Here is a 23,566-nt window from a genome sequence, read left to right on the forward strand (position 1 = left end):
AAGGACATGCCGTGCTGACTCCCCAGGACGAACTGCTCTGCCATCAACTGCCCACGACCTTCGACCACGTCGCCCAGAGCGATCTGCGCTGGACCGAGCGCATCGTGCTCTACGGTTTCGACACCACCGGGCGGGTCAGCGTCATGACCGGCATGGCGCGCTATCCCAACCGCAACGTCATGGACGCCTACGCCATGGTCACCGTGGACGGTAAGGCGCACGTGGCGCGCCTGTCGCGCGAGATCGGCGGCAACTACGACGATCTCGGCGCCTGGCAGATCGGGCCCTACCGTTACGAGATCACCGAACCGCTGCGCGGTGTGCGTGCCACCCTCGGCGACAACGACCACGGCCTGCGTCTCGAGCTGAACTTCCACGGCAGGTTCCCGGCCTACGAGCAGGAGCCCGCGTTCTTCCGCACCAGGGGCCGGGTCCGCGAGGATGCGCGCCGCTACTACCAGAACGGCCGGATCTCGGGCTGGCTCGAAGTCGACGGCGAGCGCATCGACATCGATCCCGACACCTGGTGGTTCGGCCGCGACCATTCCTGGGGCACTCGCCACGGCGGTGGTGGCGGCAGCCTCGGCGAGGGTGCGGGCCTGCAGCCTTCGGAGATCCCGGATGGTGTTCTGTACTTCATGGGCATCTTCCAGTTCGACGACGAGCTGGTGCATTTCGCGCAGCGCGAGACGGCCGACGGGCAGCGCTGGCACTTCGAGGGCTCCATCCAGCAGCCCATCGAGGCGCGGGCGCCGATCGTGCCGATCGTCAGCGTGCACCACGACCTGCGGTTCCGGGACGATTTCCGGATCGTGTCCGAGGGTTCCTTCACCGCGAACACCGCCGACGGCAATACCCGCACCTTCACGGTCACCGCGCTACAGGATTTCTGGCCGGGGCTCGCGGGCTACGACATGTATCGCGGATACGCGTCCGGTATCTGGAAGGGCCCGTCCTTCAGCGACGGCTTCACCGTCGATCTGAACGACACCGACGAACTGCGTCAGGTCAGCATGCTCACCGAAACCTTCTGCAAGGTCGAGAGCAGTGACGGCAAGGTCGGCTACGGCCTGGTGGAGATGGTGTTCATGGGTCGTAACGACCGCTACGGATACGAGGGCTACTGATGATCGCTCGACCCACGGCAGCCGATCTGCCGACCGCTGTCGTCCCCGTGCTGCGCGCCGGATTTCGCGGCGCGGACCCCGTCCGGGTGGCGAACTGGTCGGCCAGCCCGCGCGGGCTGGCGACCGAAACCTTCCTGTTCGACCTCGAACGCGACGGCGCCGATCCGGTATCGCTGGTACTGCGGCGCCCGCCCGAGGTGGCGTTGTTTCCCGACTACGACCTGCTGCGACAGGTTCTGGTCATGCGTCGGCTCGCCGGCACCTCTGTTGCGGTTCCGACCGTGCGCTGGCTGGATCGCGGCAGCGAAGCCCTCGGCAGTCCGTACTTCGTGATGGACCGGATCGAGGGCAGCGCGCCCGGTGACCTCCCGTCCTACCACTCGGCCGGGCTGTACTTCGATGCCGAGCCGGCCCAGCGGGCGACGATGTGGTGGGGCTGTGTCGACACCATCGCCGAAATCCACCGGCTCGACTGGCGCACACTGAATCTGGACTTCCTGTCTTTTCCGCAATTCGGTACCGCGCCGCTCCAGCAGATGATCGGTTATGTCGACGCCGCGCTCGACTGGGCGTCCACCACCCAACCACCCGCACTGCGCCGAGCCGTGGACTGGCTGCGCGCCAATCTGTACGAACCCGAGCACGTCACGCTGTGCTGGGGCGACGCCCGCATGTCGAATATCCTCTACGACAGCGACTTCCGGGTGACCGGGGTCCTCGATTGGGAGATCGCCTACATCGGCGACCACGAGGCCGACCTCGCCTGGATGCTGTTCCTGGATTGGGCGTGCTCGGAATTCCAGGGCACCGAGCGGCTGCCGGGAACGCCCACCCGGGCCGAAACCATCGCGCGCTACGAGGAACGCACCGGGATGACAGTACGCAACCTGCGCTACAACGAGATACTGGCGGCCGTCCTGCTCAGTATCCCGCTGCTGCGCATGGCGCACCGGTTACAGCTGCCGCCGGAGGTCGATGTGACCGCGTTCTGCGCCGCACGGATCGAGCAGCTGCTGGCGGCGGAGCAATGAAGGTCGATCTCCAGCTGAGCGGTCGTCCCGACGAAGCCGTTTCGCGGGCAACCGAATTGATCGCCTGCGGCGCCGACGGCCTGTTCACCTTCGAGGGCCCCCACGATGTCTTCCTGCCGCTGACCCTGGCGGCGACCGGTGCCGAACCGGTCGACCTGATGACCAATGTCGCCATTGCCCTCCCACGCAGCCCGGTGCACCTCGCGCACGCGGCCTACGATCTGCATCTGCTCAGCCGCGGCCGGTTCCGGCTGGGCCTGGGTTCGCAGACCCGTGCGCACATCGACAAGCGGTACGGCGGCCAGTGGTCGCGGCCAGCGGCACGGATGCGGGAGGCGGTGCTGGCGGTCAAGGCCATCCTGGACTCCTGGCAGTACGGCACACCGCTGCGCTTCGAGGGCGAATTCACCCGGCACACCCTGATGCCGCCCACCTTCGACCCCGGCCCCAATCCCTGTGGGGTGCCGGAGATCTGCCTCGGCGCGCTCGGCCCGATCATGACCAGAACCGCGGCCGAAGTGGCCGACGGGCTGCTGGTCATGCCATTCAACAGTGCCCGGCATTTCGCCGAGCGCACCCGGCCTGCGATCGCCGAGGGTCTGGCCCGCGCCGGTCGCGATGCCGCAGAGCTGGCGATTTATCCGCAGGTGATCGTGGCGATGGGCCGGACCGCCGGGGAACTCGAGGCGGCCGCCGTCGGTGTCCGCCGGTTGCTCGCCTTCTACGGATCGACACCCGCCTACCGCCCGGTCCTCGATGTCGAGGGCTGGGGTGAGCTACAGCCCGAACTGAATACGCTGTCCAAGCGCGGCCGGGTCGGCGCCATGACCGAACTGATCGATCACCGGATGCTGGAGACACTCGCCGTCTACGGCACGCCCGAAGAATGCGCCGCCGAGATCATGGCGCGCTTCGGTGCCGTCGCCGACCGGATCTGTTGCTATTTCCCGGGTTACGCCGTGCCCGACGCGCACATCAGGGATCTGGTCGCCGAATTGCAGGTCGCATGAGCGAGCGCAGCGAGCGAACATCAACACAGCCGACAAGGTCGGTCATGCCGGAGCCGAGCGTCAGCGAGGCGCAGGCATGAGCGACGTGCGGATCGACATCACCGACGGCGTCGCGGTGGTGACATTGGACCGGCCCGAGCGCCGCAATGCCTTCACCGCCGCGATGGGCCGTGCCCTCGGCCGGGCGTACCGCGATCTGGACGCCGACGACGCGGTCCGGATCATCGTGCTGACCGGCGCCGCCCCGGCCTTCTGCGCCGGAGCGGATCTGGGCGGCGGTGCGGCGACGTTCGAAAAGCCCGACGACGCGGCATTTTCCGCGTCACCGGTCGACCCGCCCGCCTTCGCCCTGCGAAAACCGGTGATCGCCGCGGTGAACGGGCACGCGATCGGCATCGGGCTGACCTTGGCGATGCAGGCCGACATCCGGTTGGTCGCCGACGACGCCCGCTACGCCATTCCCCAGGTGCGTCTCGGCGTCGTGCCTGACGCGATGGCGCACTGGACCGTGGCCAAGGTCGCGGGGATGTCGGTCGCGGCCGACATCCTGTTGTCGGGACGGACTTTCGACGGCCCCGAGGCAGTGCGCCTCGGCCTCGCCACCCGCTGTCTTCCCGCCGCCGACGTGCTGCCCGCCGCTCTCGCAATGGCCGCCGACATGGCCGCCCATGTCGCACCGATGTCCGCGGCATTGAGTAAGAGGTTGCTGTGGGACACCGCGATCCACGGCTACGACCCCGCCCGTGTCGCCGAGCTCGAAACCGAACTGCACCTGCGGGTCATGGGCAGCCCTGACGCCGCGGAAGGAATGCGCGCCCGGCTGGGCTGCCGCAATCCGGTGTGGTCTGCCCGGCTGTCGAGTGAGTGGCAGGACTCGCCGCACTCCTGACCTTCCGCCGCATCTCACAAGGGCTACCGCAGCCGCGTCAGCACGCACCGGCTCGTCCGGCCGGAAAGCCGGAAGTTCGACGAGATCTAAGTGGGCGGGTGCTCGAAGGATGCGGTACGCAAAGCTGCAAATTTGCCGGGAATGTGTGTGCGAGGGTTCTCCGAAACACGCGTTTCCAGCAAACTTGCCTGATATGCGTGTTCGAGTGGTGCGCGAGGGGGGACTTGAACCCCCACGTCCGAGGACACTGGAACCTAAATCCAGCGCGTCTGCCAATTCCGCCACTCGCGCGTGATGGTACGACCGTCCAAACTCTACCGGCCCGGGGGCGGATCGCGAAGCCGCGCGGGGGTGTCGTGTACCCACGGGTAACACGAACTGGGATTATAACGATTTCGCAACTCCCAATATGAGGAACCCTCAACTTTCTGACTTCCAAGTAACCCTGCCACCTGGGGGTTCAAACATGAGGGAGGGTCATGTTTGGTGGCGTTCTTGTACGTACGTACCGAAATACTCGACGGTAGGGATGTAGGGGCCGGGGAAACGTGAGGCTTTCCTCATGATTTTGTGCGAACCTGAGGCTTCGTCAGGTCCTCAGGGGTGAGGGACGCCTGTGCACGCAAGAGCGGGCCCCCGCGGGGTGAGCCGCCACGAGAAGGAAGTCGATACGTCTTGACGATCAACGAACGCACCGGGACCGGAACGAACGCGAAGGTCGTTGGGGGAGTTTCGGATACGGGTATCAAGTCGTCGCTGCTGGATCGCCTGCTCGGTGGTGAGAAGTACGCGCTGGCCTTCGGGGGGCAGGGGGCGCAGTGGCTGCGGGAGCTCGAGGAGATCGGCCGCGACAGCGCACTCGAGCCCGAGTTGACCGCCCTCGTGCGCGAGGCGGACGCGCGGCTGGAACCGGTGGCGGCGCAGCTGCTGGTGGTCCGGCCCGTCGGCTTCGACCCGATCGCGTGGATGCTCGAGGACGAGCTCGCCGACGGTGCGGAAGGGGAGGAGTCGGCGGCGCCGTCCGCGCAGGCGCTGCGCTCCGCCGCGGTGTCGATGCCGGGTGTGTTCCTCGCCCAGGTCGCCGCGCTGCGCGCGTTGCGGATGCAGGGGCTGGATCCGGCCGAGCACGCGCCGACCGGCATCGTCGGCCACTCCCAGGGCCTGCTCGCCGCCGAGGCCGCGACCGCCCACGGTGCGCGCGACGCGGAACTGCTCGCGCTGGCCCAGTTGATCGGTGCGGCAGCCACACTGGTGGCGCGCCGGCGCGGTCTCATCCCGGTGGGCGACAAATCGCCGATGGTCGCGGTGTCCAATGTCGACCCCGACGAGCTGCGCGCGGTCGTGGCCGAGGTGTCGGAGGGTGTGGATCCGAATGTCGCCGCGGTGGTGTCGATTCGCAACGGCCGCCGGCGGGCGGTCCTGTCCGGCACCGTGGCGCAACTGGAGCGGGTGCGGCAGCGCTGTGCCGAGATCAACGCCGAACAGACTCGCGATCGCGACGCCAAGAAGCGCGGCGGTGCGGTGTTCGCCCCGGTCTTCGAGGACGTCCAGGTCGAGGTCGCGTTCCATCACCCGGCGCTGGCCGAGACCGTCGAACTGGTGTCGACGTGGGCCGCGCAGTGTGAGATCGACACCGAACTCGCCGCGCAGCTCGCCCGCAGCATTCTGGTCGACCCGGTGGATTGGGTACAGGTCGTCGACGACACCGTTTCCGGTGGGGCCCAATGGATTCTGGATATCGGCCCCGGCGATCTGCTGAGCCGCCTGACCCAGGGTTCGCTCAAGGGCACCGGCGTCGGAATCCTCGCGGTCGCCACCCGGCCCGGACAGCGCAGCCTGTTCACTCCCGGCGCGGCCCCGCAGGTCGCACCGGCGTGGGATGCCTTCGCGCCCAAGCCGATTCGGCTTCCCAACGGCCGCATCGTGGTCGAAACCTCGTTCACCCGCCTGACCGGCCGGTCGCCGATCCTGCTGGCCGGTATGACCCCGACCACGGTCGACGCGAAAATCGTTGCCGCCGCGGCGAATGCGGGCCACTGGGCCGAGCTGGCCGGTGGCGGTCAGGTGACCGAGCAGATCTTCGCCGATCGGGTCGCCGAGCTGAAGACCCTGCTGCAGCCCGGCCGGGCCGTGCAGTTCAACTCGCTGTTCCTCGACCCGTACCTGTGGAAGTTGCAGCTGGGCGGTAAGCGACTGGTGCAGCGCTCGCGCACCGCCGGCGCCCCGTTCGACGGCGTGGTCGTGACCGCCGGCATCCCCGAACTCGACGAGGCCGTAGCGCTGATCGCCGAGCTGACCGAGGCCGGTATCGCCCACGTCGCGTTCAAGCCCGGCACCGTCGCGCAGATCCGCGCGGTGCTGCGCATCGCCGACGAGGTACCGGATTACCCGGTGATCATGCACATCGAGGGTGGCCGCGCGGGTGGCCACCACTCCTGGGAGGACCTCGACGACCTGCTGCTCGAGACCTACGCCGAATTGCGCAACCGCGACAACGTCGTGATCTGCGTCGGCGGTGGCATCGGCACCCCGGAGCGGGCCACCGAATATCTGACCGGCGAATGGTCGGTCTCCCACGGCTACCCCAAGATGCCGCTGGACGGCGTGCTGGTCGGCACCGCGGCCATGGCCACCCTGGAGGCCACCACCGCACCTGAGGTCAAGCAGCTGCTGGTCGACACCCCCGGCACCCCCGACTGGGTCGCCGCCGGGACGGCTACCGGCGGAATGGCCTCCGGCCGTAGCCAATTGGGCGCCGACATCCACGAGATCGACAACTCCGCCTCGCGCACCGGCCGCCTGCTCGACGAGGTCGCCGGCGACGCCGAGGCCGTGGCCGCGCGCCGCGACGAGATCATCGAGGCGCTCGACAGCACTGCCAAGCCCTACTTCGGCGACGTCGCGAGCATGACGTACCTGCGCTGGCTGGAACGCTACGTGGAGCTGGCCGCACTGCTGCCCGAACATCAGCGCGCCGGTCGCGACGGCTTCGACTGCGGCACCGACCTCGGTGACGCCATCGCCGACGCCACTCGCTCGGTGTGGGCCGACATCACCTGGCGGGATCGGTTCGCCGAGATGGTGCGCCGCGTCGAGGGCCGCCTCAACCCCGCCGACCGCGGCCGCATCCCGACCCTGTTCGACGACGACAGCGTCTTCGAACGGCCGGTGCACGTGATCTGCACGCTGAAGGAGCACTACCCGGCCGCCGCCGAGACCGTCCTGCACCCGGCCGATGTGCCGTTCTTCGTCTCGCTGTGCAAGACCCCCGGCAAGCCGGTCAACTTCGTCCCGGTCGTCGACGCCGATGTGCGCCGCTGGTGGCGCTCGGACTCGCTGTGGCAGGCCCACGACCCGCGCTACACCGCCGACCAGGTGTGCGTGATCCCCGGCACCGTCTCGGTCGCCGGCATCACCCGCGTCGACGAGCCGGTCGGTGAACTGCTCGATCGTTTCGAACAGGACACCGCCTACACGCTGATCCGCGGCGGCGTCACCCCCGCCGCCGTCGACGGCCGCCGCCGGGCCGACATCGGTTCCGGCGCCATCGACATCGTGCTGGCCGCGCCCGACGTGCAGTGGGCCGGACGCACCACCACGAACCCGGTGCACCGGCTCGGCGATCTGCGCGAGTGGACCGTCGACACCCAGGGCGCGTTGCACCGCCCGACCGGCGCCACCCTGGTTCCCGCGACCGGTCCGGACGCCGACAACGCCTACGTCGAACTGGCCGTCCCGCTGTCGCCCGCGAACGAGGTCCGGATCCGCATCACCGTGCCGGGCTCGGTCTACAACGGTGGCGCCCCGGTGGTGACCGAAGCCGATGCCGAGACCGCGATGTCGGCCCTGCTGGCCGTGGCCGCCGGGCAGGCGCTGCCGGAGATCAAGTCCGCCAACGGAACTCATGTCGCACACGTGAATCTGGCGTGGACGCCCGATATGGTCGCCGACCACGCCGGTGTGACCGGTTCGGGTCTGCCGGAGGGCCTCAGCACCATCGGCAGCCGGGTTCCCGACGTGCTGGTCGGCGCCTGCTGGCCGGCCGTCTTCGCCGTGCTCGGCGCGAGCCGTGTCGAGGGCGAAAACGGAAGCGTCATCAGCGTTATCGAGGGCATGCTGGATCTGGTGCACCTGGACCACCAGGTCGATCTGGTGCGCGAGCTGCCCAGCGATCCGGCGGTGCTCAGCGTGCGCGCGGAATCCGCGTCGGTGATCGACACCGACCTGGGCCGCGTCGTCGAGGTGCGGGTCACCGTCGGCGTCATGCGCGATCACGGTCTGGAGACCCCGACCGTCGCAACGCTGGTGGAGCGCTTCGCGATTCGCGGCCGCAACGGCGCCGGCGAACTTACCGATCCGCCGCGTGCGGCCGGGACGGTGTCCGAGGAGGCGACCGAAACCCCGCGTCGCCGCCGTCGCGACGTCACGCTCACCGCGCCGCGGGCCATGGCTGCCTTCGCCGAGGTCTCCGGCGACCACAACCCGATCCACACCAGCAACGCCGCCGCGAAACTCGCGGGCCTGGGCAGCCCGATCGTGCACGGCATGTGGCTGTCGGCCGCGGCCCAGCACGCGGTCTCGGCGGTGGATCCCGAATCTCCGCTGCCCGCACGCACTGTCACCGCCTGGACCACCCGATTCCTCGGTATGGTCCGGCCGGGCGCGCAGATCGATGTGCGCGTCGAGCGGATCGCCGTCGACCGCGGCTGCGAGATCGTCGAGGTGTCCTGCCGGACCGGCGGTGATCTGGTGATGACCGCGACCGCCCGGCTCGCGGCCCCCAAGACCGTCTATGCCTTCCCCGGTCAGGGCATCCAGACCAAGGGGATGGGACTGGACGCCCGGTCGCGGTCGAAGGCGGCCAAGCAGGTGTGGGATCGCGCCGACAAGCACACCCGGGAAGCCCTGGGCTTCTCGATCCTCGCCGTGGTGCGCGACAACCCGACCTACCTCAAGGCCCGCGGCGTGGAATACCGCCACCCGCAGGGTGTTCTGCATCTGACCCAGTTCACTCAGGTCGCGATGGCCACCCTCGGTGTGGCGCAGGTCGCCGAACTGCGTGAGGCCGGTGCGTTCGTCGAGGGCGCGATGCTGGCGGGTCACTCCGTCGGTGAGTACAACGCGCTGGCCGCGGTCGCCGGTGTGCTTCCGCTGGAAGCCGTGCTCGAGGTCGTCTTCCAGCGCGGCTCGGCCATGCACGAGCTGGTGCCCCGGGATGCGCAGGGCCGCAGCGACTATCGGATGGCCGCCATCCGGCCGTCGCAGATCGGGCTGCCCGACGCCGAGGTGATCGACTTCGTCGCCGGCGTCGGTGAGCGTGTCGGAGAATTCCTCGAGGTGGTGAACCTGAACCTGCGCGGTTCGCAGTACGCGATCGCGGGTACGGTCGCCGGGCTCGAGGAGCTGGAAGCCGAAATCGAGCGTCGCCGTGCCGAATTCGGCGGCAAGCGTGCCTTCGTCCTGGTGCCGGGTATCGACGTGCCGTTCCACTCGACGGTGCTGCGCAAGGGTGTGCCGGAGTTCCGCAACAAGCTCGAGGAGCTGCTGCCGGAGAATCTGCATCCGGAAGTCCTTGCCGGACGCTACATTCCGAACCTGGTGCCGCGGCCGTTCTCGCTGGAGCGCGACTTCATCGCCGAGATCGCCGGCTACGTGCCGTCGGAGCCGCTGCGTGCGGTGCTCGACGACTTCGAGTCGTGGGCCGCGCGTCCGGAGGAACTGTGCCGGGTGGTGCTGATCGAGCTGCTGGCCTGGCAGTTCGCCAGCCCGGTGCGGTGGATCGAGACCCAGGATCTGCTGTTCTCCGACACCGGACGCGGTGGCCTCGGTGTGGAGCGGTTCGTCGAGATCGGCCTGGCGGCGACGCCGACCGTGGCGAACCTGGCGGGCAACACCCTGAAGTTGCCGCAGTACTCCGCCACCAAGGTCGAGGTGCTCAACATCGAGCGCGAGGCCGGCGTGGTGTACTCCACCGATACCGATCCGGCTCCGGTGGACGAGCCGGAAGAGACTGTGGCCGAGGCGGTTCCGGCCGCGACGGCCGCCGCGGCCGCCCCGGCGCCGGCTCCGGTCGCCGCCTCCGGTGGTCCCCGCCCCGACGACATCACCTTCACCGCCGCCGACGCCACCCGCGTGCTGATCGCGTTGTGGACCAAGCTGCGGCTGGACCAGATCGGTCCCGTGGACACCATCGAGGCGCTGTGCGACGGTGTGTCCTCGCGACGCAACCAGCTGCTGGTCGACCTCGGCTCGGAGCTGTCGCTGGGCGCGATCGACGGTGCCGCCGATGCCGATATGGGCGCGCTGTCGGCGACCGTCGACCGGCTGGCCCGCACCTACAAGCCGTTCGGTTCGGTGCTGTCCGACGCCATCGGCGACCACCTGCGCAAGGTGTTCGGACCCTCGGGTAAGCGCCCGGCGGCGATCGCCGATCGGGTGAAGAAGGTGTGGCAGCTCGGCGACGGCTGGGCCCACCACGTCACCGCCGAGGTGTCGCTGGGCACCCGCGAGGGCGCCAGCGTGCGCGGCGGGGATCTCGGTGGACTGGTCTCCGGTGCGTTGAGCGACGGCGCTTCGGTGGATGCCGCGATCGACGCCGCCGTGCAGGCCGTCGCCGCGCGCCGCGGAATCAGCGTCGCGCTGCCGGCCGCCGGTGGTGGCGGTGGCGCCACGGTCGACGCGGCCGCCCTCGGTGAATTCACCGAGCAGATCACCGGGCGCGACGGTGTGCTGGCGACCGCCGCCCGGGTCGTGCTCGAGCAGCTGGGCCTCACCGACCACGTGTCGGCGCCGGAGGCGAGCGACGAATCGCTGGTCGACCTGGTTTCGGCCGAATTGGGTTCGGACTGGCCGCGTTTGGTGGCTCCGGCCTTCGACGCGCGCAAGGCGGTGCTGATCGACGACCGCTGGGCCACCGCCCGCGAGGATCTGGCCACCCTGTGGCTGGGTGGTTCGGGCGAGGACACGGTCGACAGCTTCGTCGGAGCCGGTAAGGCCGTTGCGGCACAGGCGCAGTGGTGGCGCAAACTCGCTATGGGCGAGGCGCGTTCGGTGCTGGCACGTACCTATGAGCGGATCGCCGAGGTGGCCCTGAGCACCGACGAGGGTGTCTGGTCCGCCGACACCGCGGTGATCACGGGCGCGAGCAAGGGGTCCATCGCGGCCTCGATCGCGGGCCGGCTGCTCGCCGGTGGTGCGACCGTCATCCTCACCACGTCCAAGCTCGACGACGACCGCCTCGCCTTCTACAAGCAGCTCTACCGCGACCACGCTCGTGCGGGAGCCGCGCTGTGGGTGGTGCCGGCGAATATGGCCTCCTACTCCGATATCGACGCACTGATCGACTGGGTCGGCAACGAGCAGACCGACAACGCCGGTGGCGCGAAGGTGCTCGTGAAGCCCGCGATGACCCCGACGCTGCTGCTGCCGTTCGCCGCCCCGCGGGTGGCCGGTGATCTGGCCGATGCCGGCGCGCGCGCCGAAATGGAGATGCGGGTCCTGCTGTGGTCGGTGGAGCGCCTGATCGGCGGTCTGTCCGCCCTCGGCGCCGACCACGACGTCGACGCGAAACTGCATGTGGTGCTTCCGGGTTCGCCCAACCGCGGCATGTTCGGCGGCGACGGCGCCTACGGCGAGTCGAAGGCCGCGCTGGACGCGGTGATCGCCAAGTGGCGGGTGGAGAAGTCGTGGGCGCAGCGGGTCACCATGGTGCACGCGATGATCGGCTGGGTGCGCGGCACCGGCCTGATGGGTCATAACGATCCGCTGGTCGCGGCCGTGGAGAAGGCCGGCGTGCACACCTGGTCCACGCAGGAGATGGCCGACGAACTGCTCAAGTGGTGCACGTCGCGGGCTCGCGCCGTCACCGCCACCGGCCCGCAGCAGATCGACCTCACCGGTGGCCTGGCCGGAGCGAAGCTGGATCTGTCCGCGCTGGCCGACGATGTCGAGCGCGAGCCGGAGGCCGTCGCCGATGACGAGCGCGCGACGGTCCCGGCGCTGCCGGTGCCGCCGACGCTCACCTCGGCCCTGCCGACTCCCGAATGGGGTTCCGTCACCGCCGATCTCGCCGATATGGTCGTGATCATCGGCGCCGGTGAGCTCGGGCCCTACGGCTCCGCGCGCACGCGCTTCGAGATGGAGGTCGCCGACGAACTGTCCGCGGCCGGCGTCCTGGAACTGGCGTGGACCACCGGTCTGGTCACCTGGGAGAACGACCCGAAGCCGGGCTGGTACGACGTCGAAAGCGGCGACTACGTCGAGGAATCGGAGCTGGCCGAGCGCTACCACGACGCCGTCGTACAGCGCTGCGGCATCCGCCGCTACGGCGACGACGGTTCCATGATCGACAACGCCGCGCCGCTGCTCACCTCCGTCTTCCTCGACCGGGATCTGAGCTTCGTGGTCAACAGCGAGGCAGAGGCTCGCGCGTTCTACGCCGCCGACCCCGAGCACACCGTGATCAGCCCCGTCGCCGATTCCAGCGACTGGCAGGTGATTCGCCAGGCGGGCACCGAGATTCGGGTGCCGCGCAAGGCGAAGCTGTCGCGCACCGTCGGCGGCCAGATCCCCGAGGGCTGGGATCCGACCCGCTGGGGCATCTCGCCGGATATGGCGAGTTCGGTGGACCGCGTGGCGCTGTGGAACATCGTCTGCACCGTGGACGCGTTCCTGTCCAGCGGCTTCAGTCCCGCCGAGCTGATGAGCTGGGTGCACCCGGCGATGGTGACCAACACCCAGGGCACCGGTATGGGCGGTATGTCGTCGATGCGCTCGCTCTACATCGACAACCTGCTCGGTGAGCCGCGGGCCAACGACATCCTCCAGGAGGCGTTGCCGAACGTCGCACTGGCGCATGTGGTTCAGTCCTACGTCGGCAGCTACGGCGGCATGATCCACCCGGTCGCGGCGTGTGCGACCGCGGCGGTATCGGTCGAGGAGGGTGTCGACAAGATCCGTCTCGGCAAGGCCGAGGTCGTGGTCGCCGGCGGTTACGACGATCTCGGTATCGAGGGCATCGTCGGGTTCGGTGACATGTCGGCGACCGCGGATTCGGCGGCCATGAGCGCCAAGGGCATCAGCGACCGCTACTTCTCCCGGGCCAACGACCGCCGCCGCGGTGGGTTCGTCGAATCCCAGGGTGGCGGAACGGTTCTGCTGGCCCGCGGTGACATCGCCGCGGAGTTCGGCCTGCCGGTCCTCGGCGTGGTCGCGTTCGCGCAGTCCTTCGCCGACGGCGTGCACACCTCGATCCCGGCCCCCGGACTGGGCGCGCTCGGCGCGGGCCGCGGCGGTGCGGAATCGCGGCTGGCCGCCGAACTGCGCAAGCTCGGCGTGACTCCGGACGAGATCGCGGTGATCTCCAAGCACGACACCTCCACCGCCGCCAACGATCCCAACGAATCGGAGCTGCACGAGCGGCTGGCCGGCGCGCTGGGCCGTTCCGAAGGCGCACCGATGTTCGTGATTTCGCAGAAGTCGCTGACCGGTCATGCCAAGGGCGGTGCGGCCGCCTTCCAGCTGATCGGGCTGTGCCAGGTGCTGGAGCAGGGCGTGATTCCGCCGAACCGCAGCCTCGACTGCGTCGACGAGAAGATGGCCGAGTATCCGCATCTGGTGTGGCCGCGGCAGCCGCTGCGGTTCGGGGATCGGTTCGCGCTCAAGGCCGGAATGGTGACCTCGCTCGGGTTCGGGCACGTGTCCGGCCTGCTGGCGGTCGTGCATCCGCAGGCCTTCGTCGCGGCGCTCGATCCGCAGCGCCGCGACGACTACCTGCGCCGCGCCGAGGAACGCCGCCTGGCCGGCCGTCAGCGGCTGGTCGAGGCGATGTGCGGTGGTGAACCGCTCTACGAGCGGCCCGCCGACCGCCGTCTCGGCGGCGACGGCACTCCCGCCAAGCAGATCCGTCAGCTCGAGGCCGACGTGCTGCTCTCGGCGGAGGCCCGCCTGGGTGCGGAGGGGCTGTATCTGGCCCACGGTTCCTGCGGCACAGGCGAACTGGCCGGTAACCGGGAGGCCGAGAAGTAAGGAGATCGGGCCCGGGAAGTAACAACTCCCGGGTAACGATCCGCCGATACCGATGATGGCTCGCCGAATCCGTAGGCTGCGGATTCATGACCATCCTCGGTATCGGCCTGGATCTGGTGACCATCTCCGATTTCGCCGAACAGCTCGAACGGGCCGGAACCACCATGCTCCGGGAGAGTTTCACCGCGGGTGAGCGGCGTTACTGTCAGAGCAAGGGCACCGATCCGGCCCGCAGCTTCGCGGCGCGGTGGGCGGCCAAGGAGGCCGTGCTCAAAGCATGGGCCACCTCCCGGTTCGCCCGCCGCCCGCAGATCGGTGACAACCCGTATCCGCTCATCGAAGTGGTGAACGACGCCTGGGGCCGGCCCAGCATCAAACTGCACGGACTGGCGGCGGAATTCCTGCCGCGGGTGCGGGTGCACCTGTCGATCACGCATGACGGCGATACGGCCGCCGCGATGGTCGTTCTCGAGGATCCGGGCGAATTGGCCGATCTGATCGAAAATCCCTGAGGCGGTACGGGCTTCAGTGGCCCGAGTCGGCCCGTCGCTCCTGCGAAGGCCGGAACCGGCGACGTCTCGCTCACACGTCGCCGGTTCCGCCCTTCGTCGGAGCGACGGAAAGTCCTGTCGGCGACCGGTGCGAGTCGGGCGCGATCAGGCCGTCGTATCGCGTTGTCCGGTGCGCGATTCCTTCTCCGCGATCAACAGGTACGCGACCATGAGCCGCTTGAGTTCGGCCACGGCCGCTTCGTGGCTGAGGCCGTCCTGTACCGAGAAGTTCAGCATCGAATACACCACGTGCACCAGCACCTGCGCCATCATCGAGCGGCGCCCGCGCGGGGTGCGCGGCATCAGCGGCCGCAGCATCTGCTGGACCGCCTCGGCGAATTCCTTCTCGTGGATGGCGCCGGTGGCGCGGGTCGACGGGGTCGACTGCATGGCCAGCCACACCTCGCGCCGCGACGGATCGGTCATCCACAGTTCCGCGAGGTGGTCGACGAGCTTGTTCATATGCCGCAGCCAGTCCATCGACGGAATTTCGCCGTGGAAGTCGGCGAGCTCCTGGGAAACGGCCACCAGGTCTTGGCGATTCAATTCGCAGACGATGACGTATTTGTTGGCGAAGAACTGATACAGCGTGCCGATCGGCACCTCGGCGCGGGCGGCGACCTCCTCGCAGGTGAACGATTCGAATCCGACCTCGACCAGTAGTTCGCGCGACGATTGCAGCAGCGCATCGAATTTGCGCTTGCTGCGTTCCTGGGTGGGCCGCCGGCGCGGCATCAACTCCTGTGGGTCGTCCTGCAGCTCCAACGCCGGATCAGGACGCCGGTTCGACCTCGGTGCCGTGCGCGCTTCCACCACATACACCAGGCTAGCGGTAGCGACACGCGGATGACACACGGTGCCGACTTCCGTACCCGCGATTCGGTCCGATTCATAACCCATCCACGCCGAATGTGGTGACGAACACATACCGAGTAGATCTACATCAGCGGGGGCGTGGCGATTGTCGATCGTTCCCGCTGCGGCGCTGAACCGCTGCTCGGCGCAGCTTCTCCGGGGCGGTTCCTGCACACGGAAGGCTTGATCTGTGGTGGTTCGACCTGTGGTGACTCTCGGAGCTTCGATCGCCCGCGACTGCGTGGACGCGGTGGCCCTGCGCGACGGAAGCGCAAAACTGACCGACCGGGTGCTCGCGCACCACGTGGCCGAACTCGGCGCCACGGCGCCGGCCGGACTGCCCGGACTGATCGAATCGCTGCTGGACGGACTCGCCGCGGAGGTCGAGGCGGAGTACGAGATCGCCGGGGCGGCGGTCACCTACCGCGATGCGGCGGGCCGGCGGGCGGTGGTCACCGGATTGGCGTCCGGGCCGTGGTACGAGGCCTCGCTGGTCTCGGCCAAGTCGGCGCATCTGGCGCTGGCCCGCGCGATGACCTGGGCGAGCGAATTCGACCATCTGCTGACCTGCGAGCTGATGCCGGGATATCAAGGCTTCTCGCTGATTTCACCGCATCGCGACCGGGTGGTCGCGGCCACGGCGACTGCCGCCGGTTTCGTCTCCGAGGATTCGGTGCGGCTGGGTATCGCGGCCGCGTGGGATCAGCTGGATGCGGCGGGCGTGCGGCCCAGCGCGGTCGTCGCGATCGGCTCGGCCGCGGAGCATCCGGGAGTCGCCGCGGTGTTGTCGGCGGGCTTCAACGCGCCGGTGATCCCGTGTGCCGTCGCGACGGCCGGGTCGGCGATCGGTGCGGCGCTCGTGGTGCAGCCGGAGGCTTTCGTCGCGGGCGTGGGGGATCGCGCACGGGTGTCACGCAATTCGGTCGCGGTGGTCGCCGCGGCGAGCGTGCTGGCCGGGGGGCTGACCATCGGTGGCGTGCACGAGCTCACCGACCATCCGCGTTCGGATGCCACCACCCGCCTCGCCGACGCCCGCAACGCGCAGCCGAGCCGGGGTCCGCGTCACGCCCGCCCGGAACCCGGTCTGCCCGCAGTGGATTCGATTCCGGAATTGCCGGTCGACGGTCCTGCCGACCAGCCGTCGTCGGGACCGCGGCATGCCGCGCCGGATCCGTCGACCGCCGATCCGGCCTCCGCCGGCTGGGGTCCGGACGGATCGTCCTGGCTGGGCGTGCGCGGTTCGGATCCGGCGAGTGAGCCGAAGCGCCTGGCGAAGGAGGCGCCGCAACCGGATTCACCGGAGCCGCAGGCGAAGTCGGTGATTCCCGCACCGACCGAACCTGTCGGCGCACCCAACGGCTCGCTGCTGTTTCCGGGTGAGTCGGCGCCGCCGCAGCTCGGCACCGCCGAATTCAACGAGTGGTGGGACAACCATTGGCGGCTGACACTGCGGTGGATGGTCGCGATGATGCCGCAGCGCGACTGAAGGCCGCGAAGAGCCGACGAGGGGCCCGGGACGATCGTCCCGGGCCCCTCGTCTCGTCCGTCCCGGTCCGCGCTACACCGACAGGTCGCGGCGCAACTTCGCCACATGCCCGGTCGCGCGCACGTTGTACTGCGCCACCTGGACGACGCCCTCCTCGTCGACGAGGAAGGTGGAGCGGATGACGCCGGTGATGCGCTTTCCGTACATCGTCTTCTCGCCGTAGGCGCCCCATTCCTGGAGCACTTCGCGCTCGGGATCGGACAGCAGCGGGAAGGTCAGCTTCTCGTTGTCCCGGAATTTCGCCAGTTTCGCGGGTTTGTCGGGCGAAATGCCGAGGACGTCGAGGCCGGCCTCGTTCAATTCGGCCAGGTTGTCGCGGAAGTCGCACGCCTGCTTGGTGCAGCCGGGCGTACTCGCGGCCGGGTAGAAGTAGACGATCACCTTGCGGCCGCGGTAGTCCGCCAGCGACACCGGCTTACCGTCGGCGTCGGGAAGCGTGAAATCCGGCGCGGGGTCGCCGGGGCCGAGTTTTTTGGTATCGGTCATGCCAGCACGGTAGCCCACCGATGTGACAACGGACGCGACATCGGCGACGGCGGATAGACTCGACGGCCAGCGACCTACCGGAACGACAACAGGAGACAATGTGGCGAGGGATACCGAGCACATCGAGCGGGAGATCGAAGCCGCGCGCAACCGGCTCGCGGGCACACTCGACGAGCTCGCGGTGCGGGCGGACCCGCAGCGGATCGCCGACAACACCAAGAAGGCCGTGGTGGCGAAGGTGAACGAGCCGAAGGTGAAGTACAGCCTGATCGGCGCGGGTGCTCTGGTCGGCGTGCTGGTGCTGATCAAGATCTTCCGCCGCTGACGCCGCAGAAACGACGGAACCCGGTGTGACAGTGTCACACCGGGTTCTTTGTCGTCTGCGGCGATTACCGCGCGGATCAGACGGTCGGGCAGGCCATACCGGTGCCGTCGGGATCCAGGTGCGGCGAATAGCCGGGCTCACCACGGAACAGCGGGGCGCGACCCGCCGCCCGGGCCTCGTCACAGTTCTTGAACGTGCCTCCCGCCGAACCCGTCTGCGTCAGCCCTGCCGAGCCGGTGGCGCCGATGGCGTCATCGATACCGGAGGATCCGGTACCGGCGGAACCGGTGGGGATGAAACCGTCGGCCAGGGCGGACGGGGCGGTGGAGACGATCGGGGCGGCGAGGGTGATCAAGCCCGCGCCGGTCACGATTAGCCTGCGAACGTTCATGTATTCCTCGATGTCAGCTGCGGTTGATACGGCGGACCGGCCGCACTCCCCGCGGTGGCAGGGCCGGAACCGCCGAGTCTACTGTTCTGATGGCGACCGCCGTTGTCAACCGCACGGCCGAGAGCCGCTTATTCACCCAGGCGGCGGCCCGTCATATGTTCCGCCGGAATACGTCCCATTCGTCCGGCCTCGAAATCGGTTACCGCGTCGATGATTTCCTGTTTGGAATTCATCACGAACGGACCGTATTGCACGACCGGTTCGCGAATCGGCGCGCCGCCCAGCAGTAATACCTCGAATTGACCGGTGGGTCCCTCCTGGCGGTCGTCGGCGGTCAGCGCGACGGCCTCGCCGTGGCCGAGTACCGCCAGTTGTCCCTCGGTGAGGGCGCGGCCCTCGTCGCCGACGGTGCCGCTGCCGGCCAGCACGTAGGCCATCGCGGTGAACTCCTGCGGCCACGGCGTTTCCAGCCGCGCGCCGGGACTGATCGAGGCGTGCGCGTAGGCGATGGGCGTGTAGGTCGAGCCGGGGCCTTCATATCCGCCGACGTTGCCGGCGATGATGCGGACGAGTGCGCCGCCGTCGTGGGAGGTGACCAGTGTCAGCTCGCTCGCGCGCAGATCCTGGTAGCGCGGGTCCGCCATCTTCAGCGACCGCGGCAGGTTGACCCACAGCTGCACACCGTGGAAGACGCCGCCCGAGATCACCAGTTCCTCGGCGGGTAGTTCGTCGTGCAGGATGCCCGAGCCGGCGGTCATCCACTGGGTGTCGCCCTCGGCGATCGTTCCGCCGCCGCCGTTGGAATCGTGGTGAACCATGGTTCCGTCGATCATGTAGGTGACGGTTTCGAAACCGCGGTGCGGATGCCACGGGGCGCCTTTGGCCTGGTAGGGCTCGTAGGCGACCGGGCCCATGTGGTCGAGCAGGATGAACGGGTCGGCGGTGCGCACATCGAGGCTCGGGAACGGCCGGCGCACCTCGAATCCGGCGCCCTCGAGTTGTTTGTGGGCGGTGGTCACGGTCCGGACCGGCCGCTGTCGCATGGTCTGCTCCGGGCGGGGCAGTCGCGGCAGCACCAGGATGTCGTCGACGGTGATCGCGGGCATGATGTCCTCCTAGGCCGGTTGGTGTCCATGTCAACCAATAACTCGGTAGGATCATTCCCATGGTGCGGTGGCTGGACGAACAGGAGCAACAGACCTGGTCTGCGTACATCCGGCTGCGTCAGCGGCTCGACGCCGCGATGGCCGCCGGGCTCGCCCGCGACGGACTCTCGGTCTCCGATTACGAGATTCTGGTGGCGCTGTCCGGCGCGCACGAGGGGAGTGTGCGGGCCCGCGACCTGGCCGCGCAGATCTGCTGGGACAAGAGCCGGCTGTCGAAGCATCTGGCGCGGATGGACAAGCGGGGGCTGGTGGTGCGCAGTCCGGCCGCCGACGATGCGCGCGGCCGGCTGATCTGTCTCACCGATTCCGGTCGCCGGGCACTGGAACAGGCCGCGCCCCGGCATGTCGAATTGGTGCGGCGGCTGTTCGTCGATCAGTTGAGCGATGTGGAGGCCCGGGCGCTGCGGTCTCTGTCGGACAAGGTCAGTGCGCGGGCCGAGAGCGACGCGGATGAACCCGGGAAGGTCGGCCGGCTCGATCCGTCGGAGTGAGGTCCGACCCGGACGCTCACGTCTCGTCGGTGCCGTGCGGTCGTTCGAACTGCGTTCGCTTCCAATCGCCGAACGGTTCGTCGCGTTCCCGGACCGCCTCCCGGAAACCGGTAGTGGCCGAACGCAATTGGAAGGCATACCCTTCGCGGGTGTGCCGGGAGATACCGTCGAAGACGGTGCTGACCATCCCGGAATTGGCGACGCCCTGAGCCAACAGTGAGCTGTTGAGCGCGAGTTTCGCCATGATCAGCTGATTGATCGGCATGCGCGAAATGCGTTGCAGCAGTTGTTCGGTGCGTTCGTCGAGCTCGTCCGCGGGGCAGGACTCCACGGCCAGGCCCCACTCTTCGGCCTGTCTACCGCTGAGGCAGTCGCCGGTGAACAACAACCGCTTCGCCCTCTGATCGCCGAGCCGGTGCGCCCACATCCCCGCGGCCGGAATACCCCACACCCGGGTGGGGGGATAGCCGATCTTGGTGTCGTCGGCGCAGATGATCTGATCGCAGAACAGCGCGATATCGGTGCCGCCCGCGACGGCGAATCCGTGCAGTTTGGCGACCGTCGGCTTGTTCGCGTGCAGCAAGCTGGAGAAGCCGCGGTTGAACCGGCTCATCATCTGATAGTCGACCATGGGATCCCATGTGCCCCAAGGGTTGTGGTTGCGCGCCTGCACCACCGGATCGAGGACGGTTCCGGTCGTGGGCTGGGCCGACACGGTGGGGGACAGGCCGTTCTCCGCGAAGATCGAGAGGTCGTAGCCGCCGCAGAATCCCTTGCCGCGGCCCGAGACCACCATCACGCGCACGCGCGGATCGAGGTCTGCGCGTTCGACCGCGTGCGCGAGTTCGATCGGGGTATCGGCGGTGATGGCATTGCCGTGCTCGGGCCGGTCGAACGTGATGCGGGCGATGCGGCCGGTCACCTCGTAGGTGAGGGTGCGGTAGGCCGGGCCCTGCTCCGGTTCCGGACGGTCGGCGAACAGCGAGTCCGCACCGCTGGTCAGGTCCTCGCGCCAGGCCGCGGGCCGGGTGCCGGAGTGGTGCGCGTCGTCGGTCACCCAAGAAGTGAACTCCAGTTCACTTCTTGCTGTCAAGGGGGCGCGCGGTCCCGCAGGGTTCAGGGAGACGGGTTTGCGTCGTCGGCGAGCCAGGGCGTCACCGGCGGTTTGATCCACAGGATCTTCTCGTCCGTGTGAACACGTTGTGCGGCAGGATGATTCGGGTTACGCGTGGCCCACGCATCCTTCTCGTCGAGCAGTTGTGCGACCAGTGTCCAGGTCTCGTCGGTACTCGGCGGATTGGTATCGGCCGCGCGCGCGAGTTTTCGGCGCGTGGCCGCCGGGACGGTCGCGAGTTCGGCGCCGGAGACCCCGCGCTGCCATAGATAGGCCGCGAGCCGTCGTGCCTTCTCGGCGCGGCCCTTACTGGCGTGGTCGGTATGTGCGTAGTCGGCCATATCGGTTCCCGATCGCGAACGGATGCCGTCGAGCCTAACCACGTCACCGCCGCGCCGGACTAGAGGATCCACTCCGGTCGATAGTCGGCATGGTCGGCCCAGCACAGCGCGACGCACCGTAACAACCGATCCTCTCGCCCGCGCCCGTCCGGCAGCTGTGCCAGCGTGACGATGAGCCGCTTGGCCAGTACCTCCCGCAGCACCTGCTCCGGATCGTGCCGCGCGATATGCGAATTCGCCGGCCCGTTCCCGGCGACGATCACGTCGTGCGCGCCGGCCCGCACGCTCCGATCACCGCGCTCGAACCGCCACGCCCGCCGTTCCCCGTCGACGGCCCGCGCCGCATGTTCGTCCTCGCGTAACCGCGCATCGATGAACTCGATAATGCTCCCCACGATTGTTTGGACGCCCCAGGCCGGTGACCGGTTCCGGTCGGCGGCCGATCAGGGTCGGCGCGAGATCACCATGATGTATTCGCAGGCGGCGTTCGTCCGGTTGGCGAAGCCGTGGTCCGTGTCGGCCCGGAAGAACAGCGAGTCCCCCGGGTTGAGGGTTTCGCTGATCCCGCCGATCAAGACGGTGAGGGTGCCGTCGAGCACCACGAGTTGTTTCTCGGTGCCGGGTGGATACGCGGGCAGCAGTCCGGTGGAGACCTGTGCGGGGAGGTGGTGGACGATCATCTCGCCGGTTCCCGCGCCCGGGGCGGCGGACACCATATGCCGTTCGAAGCCGGTTTCCGGGTCGCGGAAGACGGGGCGATCGCTCTTGCGCAGGACGACGGCCGAGCCGGATGCGGCAGCAGCCGACCCGCCGATCAGGTCCGAGAGGGACGTGTCGAGCGCGTGCGCGATCCTGGACGCGACGCCGATGGTCGGGCTCTTCTCGCCGCGTTCGACCTTGGACAACATCGCCCGGCTGACCGACGACTGCGTCGACAACTGCTCCAGCGTCAGGCCCGCCTCCTCGCGGCGTCGCCGCACGTTTCCGCCGAACGCGCCGGCCAGGTCGTCACCGTGGTGTGGTCCGGTCACGTTTGCGTCTTGCTCGACCACCGTGCTCCTCGATCGATGGGTATCTCGCCGCCCACAGTGTATGTTTCTTCGATAGGAGAGGTTGTCTTCTATCGAAGAACTGCGCAATGCGCTATCTGGAGGTTCGATGCGTTTGGTTTCGAGTGGCCGGCACCATGCCACGTTCGAATTCGATGACCTGCAAGTGATCTCGTTGCGAGACGGCTACATCGATATGCCGCCGACCCGGCTCCGCGACGAGGACGGGTGCGCGCTCGAGCAGCTGCCGGCCGTCGTGCCGCTGGTCGGCGACAACTTGCGGCTGTCGGTGAACGCCTTCTTCGTCACCGACGGCACGCGATCGGTGCTCATCGACACCGGCGCGTCCAACGCCTGGCACGACCCCACCATGGGGTTGATCTACGACGCGCTCGACGAAGCGGGAATCGATCGCGCGCAGATCACCGATGTGGCCGTCACGCACAACCACGAAGACCACGTGAGCGGCCTGATCGCACCGGACGGTTCGGAGGCGTTCGCCGAGCTCGAACGCGTGTGGATCGGCGCGGGCGACACGTCGGTGTTCACGGGTCGGCTGGAGCCGCTGCGCGACCGGGTCGTCCCCGTATCGGAGCGGGTCGCGATCAACGACTGGACCACGGCGATCCCGACCCCGGGGCACACCCCCGGTCACACCGTCTACGACATCACCAGCCGCGCCGCCCACCTGCTCGTCTGGGGCGACACCGTGCACGTTCCCACGCTCCAATTCGATCGGCCGGCCGTGTCCTGGGAGCTCGACGGCAACCAATCGCAGGCCCGCATCGCGCGAGCGGCCCTCCTCGAACAACTGACCCGCCCACACCACTTCGTCGCCGGCGCCCACCTCGACTCACCCGGCATCGCCCGCGTAACCCCCGCCGGCGCCGGTTACGCGCTGGAATACCTGGCACCACCGATCGGCTGATCGACCGGGCCGCGGGCGGTGTGGCAAGGCGCACGCGGAATCTCTTTGCGGCCGAGTGGAATTCGCCGACCATTCGAGTCGGGAACACAGAAGACCCCTGACCGGCATCCCAGGTCAGGGGTCTTCGTGTGGAGTGCGCCATCAGGGACTCGAACCCCGAACCCGCTGATTAAGAGTTTCTGTCAATGTGCTGGTAATACTCACTTTTTGGTGTTGGTATGTGGTTTCGGGGTCGAGTTT

Annotated in this window: 18 protein-coding genes and 1 tRNA gene; 10 read left to right on the forward strand and 9 right to left on the reverse strand. The window is 68.5% G+C overall.

Annotation, left to right across the window (positions count from 1 at the left end; all coding sequences use genetic code 11):
- Positions 1-11: 11 nt before the first annotated feature.
- The 4 genes from RJ03_RS06570 to RJ03_RS06585 all read left to right on the forward strand — a co-directional run bounded on the left by RJ03_RS06570 (position 12) and on the right by RJ03_RS06585 (position 4,057).
- Entirely contained in the window at positions 12-1,127 is a 1,116-nt protein-coding gene (locus tag RJ03_RS06570; RefSeq protein ID WP_036498948.1) for an Rv3169 family protein, read from the forward strand.
- Complete coding sequence (locus RJ03_RS06575; RefSeq protein WP_051024391.1) at positions 1,127-2,158, forward strand: phosphotransferase family protein; 1,032 nt, start codon at positions 1,127-1,129, stop codon at positions 2,156-2,158. The genes RJ03_RS06570 and RJ03_RS06575 overlap by 1 nt, the downstream gene beginning before the upstream one ends.
- Positions 2,155-3,168 carry a TIGR03617 family F420-dependent LLM class oxidoreductase gene (locus tag RJ03_RS06580; protein ID WP_036498951.1) on the forward strand — a complete coding sequence of 338 codons (1,014 nt, stop codon included), beginning with the start codon at positions 2,155-2,157 and terminating at the stop codon, positions 3,166-3,168. Before RJ03_RS06575 ends, RJ03_RS06580 begins: the two co-directional genes overlap by 4 nt.
- 76 nt (positions 3,169-3,244) lie before the next feature.
- On the forward strand, positions 3,245-4,057 hold the full coding sequence (locus RJ03_RS06585; RefSeq protein WP_036498954.1) for an enoyl-CoA hydratase/isomerase family protein: 813 nt from the start codon (positions 3,245-3,247) through the stop codon (positions 4,055-4,057).
- 206 nt (positions 4,058-4,263) lie between these two features.
- On the opposite strand, the gene RJ03_RS06590 is transcribed toward RJ03_RS06585, so the two are convergent.
- A tRNA-Leu gene (locus tag RJ03_RS06590) sits at positions 4,264-4,348 on the reverse strand.
- A gap of 384 nt (positions 4,349-4,732) precedes the next feature.
- Here RJ03_RS06590 and RJ03_RS06595 point away from each other — a divergent pair.
- The gene (locus tag RJ03_RS06595) at positions 4,733-14,083 is read left to right on the forward strand and encodes a type I polyketide synthase (RefSeq protein ID WP_036498957.1); all 9,351 of its coding nucleotides are present in this window, start codon (positions 4,733-4,735) and stop codon (positions 14,081-14,083) included.
- A gap of 86 nt (positions 14,084-14,169) precedes the next feature.
- The gene (gene acpS, locus RJ03_RS06600) at positions 14,170-14,595 is read left to right on the forward strand and encodes a holo-ACP synthase AcpS (RefSeq protein WP_030517926.1); all 426 of its coding nucleotides are present in this window, start codon (positions 14,170-14,172) and stop codon (positions 14,593-14,595) included.
- Between the two features lie 144 nt (positions 14,596-14,739).
- Here acpS and RJ03_RS06605 read toward each other — a convergent pair whose 3' ends face one another.
- On the reverse strand, positions 14,740-15,369 hold the full coding sequence (locus RJ03_RS06605) for a TetR/AcrR family transcriptional regulator (RefSeq protein ID WP_228533674.1): 630 nt from the start codon (positions 15,367-15,369) through the stop codon (positions 14,740-14,742).
- 328 nt (positions 15,370-15,697) lie between these two features.
- On the opposite strand from RJ03_RS06605, the gene RJ03_RS06610 reads away from it, so the two are divergent.
- On the forward strand, positions 15,698-16,975 hold the full coding sequence (locus RJ03_RS06610) for a hypothetical protein (RefSeq protein WP_157163357.1): 1,278 nt from the start codon (positions 15,698-15,700) through the stop codon (positions 16,973-16,975).
- A gap of 72 nt (positions 16,976-17,047) precedes the next feature.
- Here RJ03_RS06610 and bcp read toward each other — a convergent pair whose 3' ends face one another.
- Positions 17,048-17,521, reverse strand: a complete 474-nt coding sequence (gene bcp / locus RJ03_RS06615) for a thioredoxin-dependent thiol peroxidase (protein WP_036498963.1) — start codon at positions 17,519-17,521, stop codon at positions 17,048-17,050.
- A gap of 100 nt (positions 17,522-17,621) precedes the next feature.
- Here bcp and RJ03_RS06620 point away from each other — a divergent pair, with 100 nt between their 5' ends.
- Entirely contained in the window at positions 17,622-17,846 is a 225-nt protein-coding gene (locus RJ03_RS06620; RefSeq protein ID WP_036498967.1) for a DUF3618 domain-containing protein, read from the forward strand.
- 76 nt (positions 17,847-17,922) lie between these two features.
- Here the strand turns inward: RJ03_RS06620 and RJ03_RS06625 are convergent, their stop codons facing one another.
- Both RJ03_RS06625 and RJ03_RS06630 read right to left on the reverse strand, forming a co-directional pair.
- On the reverse strand, positions 17,923-18,237 hold the full coding sequence (locus RJ03_RS06625) for an excalibur calcium-binding domain-containing protein (RefSeq protein ID WP_036498971.1): 315 nt from the start codon (positions 18,235-18,237) through the stop codon (positions 17,923-17,925).
- A 128-nt stretch (positions 18,238-18,365) separates the two neighbouring features.
- Positions 18,366-19,343, reverse strand: a complete 978-nt coding sequence (locus RJ03_RS06630) for a pirin family protein (RefSeq protein WP_036498974.1) — start codon at positions 19,341-19,343, stop codon at positions 18,366-18,368.
- Positions 19,344-19,402: 59 nt separating this feature from the next.
- Here RJ03_RS06630 and RJ03_RS06635 point away from each other — a divergent pair, with 59 nt between their 5' ends.
- Positions 19,403-19,894, forward strand: coding sequence for a MarR family winged helix-turn-helix transcriptional regulator (locus RJ03_RS06635; RefSeq protein WP_036498976.1), 492 nt, complete (start codon positions 19,403-19,405; stop codon positions 19,892-19,894).
- 16 nt (positions 19,895-19,910) lie between these two features.
- Here the strand turns inward: RJ03_RS06635 and RJ03_RS06640 are convergent, their stop codons facing one another.
- From RJ03_RS06640 to RJ03_RS06655, 4 genes are read right to left on the reverse strand one after another with little or no spacing between them, the layout of a single operon-like run.
- Complete coding sequence (locus RJ03_RS06640; RefSeq protein WP_036498978.1) at positions 19,911-20,951, reverse strand: crotonase/enoyl-CoA hydratase family protein; 1,041 nt, start codon at positions 20,949-20,951, stop codon at positions 19,911-19,913.
- Between the two features lie 59 nt (positions 20,952-21,010).
- Positions 21,011-21,349, reverse strand: a complete 339-nt coding sequence (locus RJ03_RS06645) for a hypothetical protein (RefSeq protein WP_036498981.1) — start codon at positions 21,347-21,349, stop codon at positions 21,011-21,013.
- 59 nt (positions 21,350-21,408) lie between these two features.
- Complete coding sequence (locus RJ03_RS06650) at positions 21,409-21,744, reverse strand: DUF6221 family protein (RefSeq protein ID WP_036498984.1); 336 nt, start codon at positions 21,742-21,744, stop codon at positions 21,409-21,411.
- A 48-nt stretch (positions 21,745-21,792) separates the two neighbouring features.
- Entirely contained in the window at positions 21,793-22,401 is a 609-nt protein-coding gene (locus RJ03_RS06655; protein WP_051024392.1) for a helix-turn-helix domain-containing protein, read from the reverse strand.
- A 106-nt stretch (positions 22,402-22,507) separates the two neighbouring features.
- Here RJ03_RS06655 and RJ03_RS06660 point away from each other — a divergent pair, with 106 nt between their 5' ends.
- Positions 22,508-23,326 carry an MBL fold metallo-hydrolase gene (locus tag RJ03_RS06660; RefSeq protein ID WP_036498987.1) on the forward strand — a complete coding sequence of 273 codons (819 nt, stop codon included), beginning with the start codon at positions 22,508-22,510 and terminating at the stop codon, positions 23,324-23,326.
- Positions 23,327-23,566: the final 240 nt, after the last annotated feature.

The organism is Nocardia aobensis NBRC 100429 (assembly GCF_000308375.1).
Lineage (GTDB): Bacteria > Actinomycetota > Actinomycetes > Mycobacteriales > Mycobacteriaceae > Nocardia > Nocardia aobensis.

What these genes read in the sequence shown, in the direction of transcription:
- bcp (WP_036498963.1), bottom strand. Translation starts at nt 17,521, where the DNA reads ATGACCGATACCAAAAAACTCGGCCCCGGCGACCCCGCGCCGGATTTC.
- RJ03_RS06575 (WP_051024391.1), top strand. Translation starts at nt 1,127, where the DNA reads ATGATCGCTCGACCCACGGCAGCCGATCTGCCGACCGCTGTCGTCCCC.
- RJ03_RS06580 (WP_036498951.1), top strand. Translation starts at nt 2,155, where the DNA reads ATGAAGGTCGATCTCCAGCTGAGCGGTCGTCCCGACGAAGCCGTTTCG.
- RJ03_RS06630 (WP_036498974.1), bottom strand. Translation starts at nt 19,343, where the DNA reads ATGCCCGCGATCACCGTCGACGACATCCTGGTGCTGCCGCGACTGCCC.
- RJ03_RS06645 (WP_036498981.1), bottom strand. Translation starts at nt 21,349, where the DNA reads ATGGCCGACTACGCACATACCGACCACGCCAGTAAGGGCCGCGCCGAG.
- RJ03_RS06585 (WP_036498954.1), top strand. Translation starts at nt 3,245, where the DNA reads ATGAGCGACGTGCGGATCGACATCACCGACGGCGTCGCGGTGGTGACA.
- RJ03_RS06625 (WP_036498971.1), bottom strand. Translation starts at nt 18,237, where the DNA reads ATGAACGTTCGCAGGCTAATCGTGACCGGCGCGGGCTTGATCACCCTC.
- acpS (WP_030517926.1), top strand. Translation starts at nt 14,170, where the DNA reads ATGACCATCCTCGGTATCGGCCTGGATCTGGTGACCATCTCCGATTTC.
- RJ03_RS06605 (WP_228533674.1), bottom strand. Translation starts at nt 15,369, where the DNA reads ATGCCGCGCCGGCGGCCCACCCAGGAACGCAGCAAGCGCAAATTCGAT.
- RJ03_RS06635 (WP_036498976.1), top strand. Translation starts at nt 19,403, where the DNA reads ATGGTGCGGTGGCTGGACGAACAGGAGCAACAGACCTGGTCTGCGTAC.
- RJ03_RS06660 (WP_036498987.1), top strand. Translation starts at nt 22,508, where the DNA reads ATGCGTTTGGTTTCGAGTGGCCGGCACCATGCCACGTTCGAATTCGAT.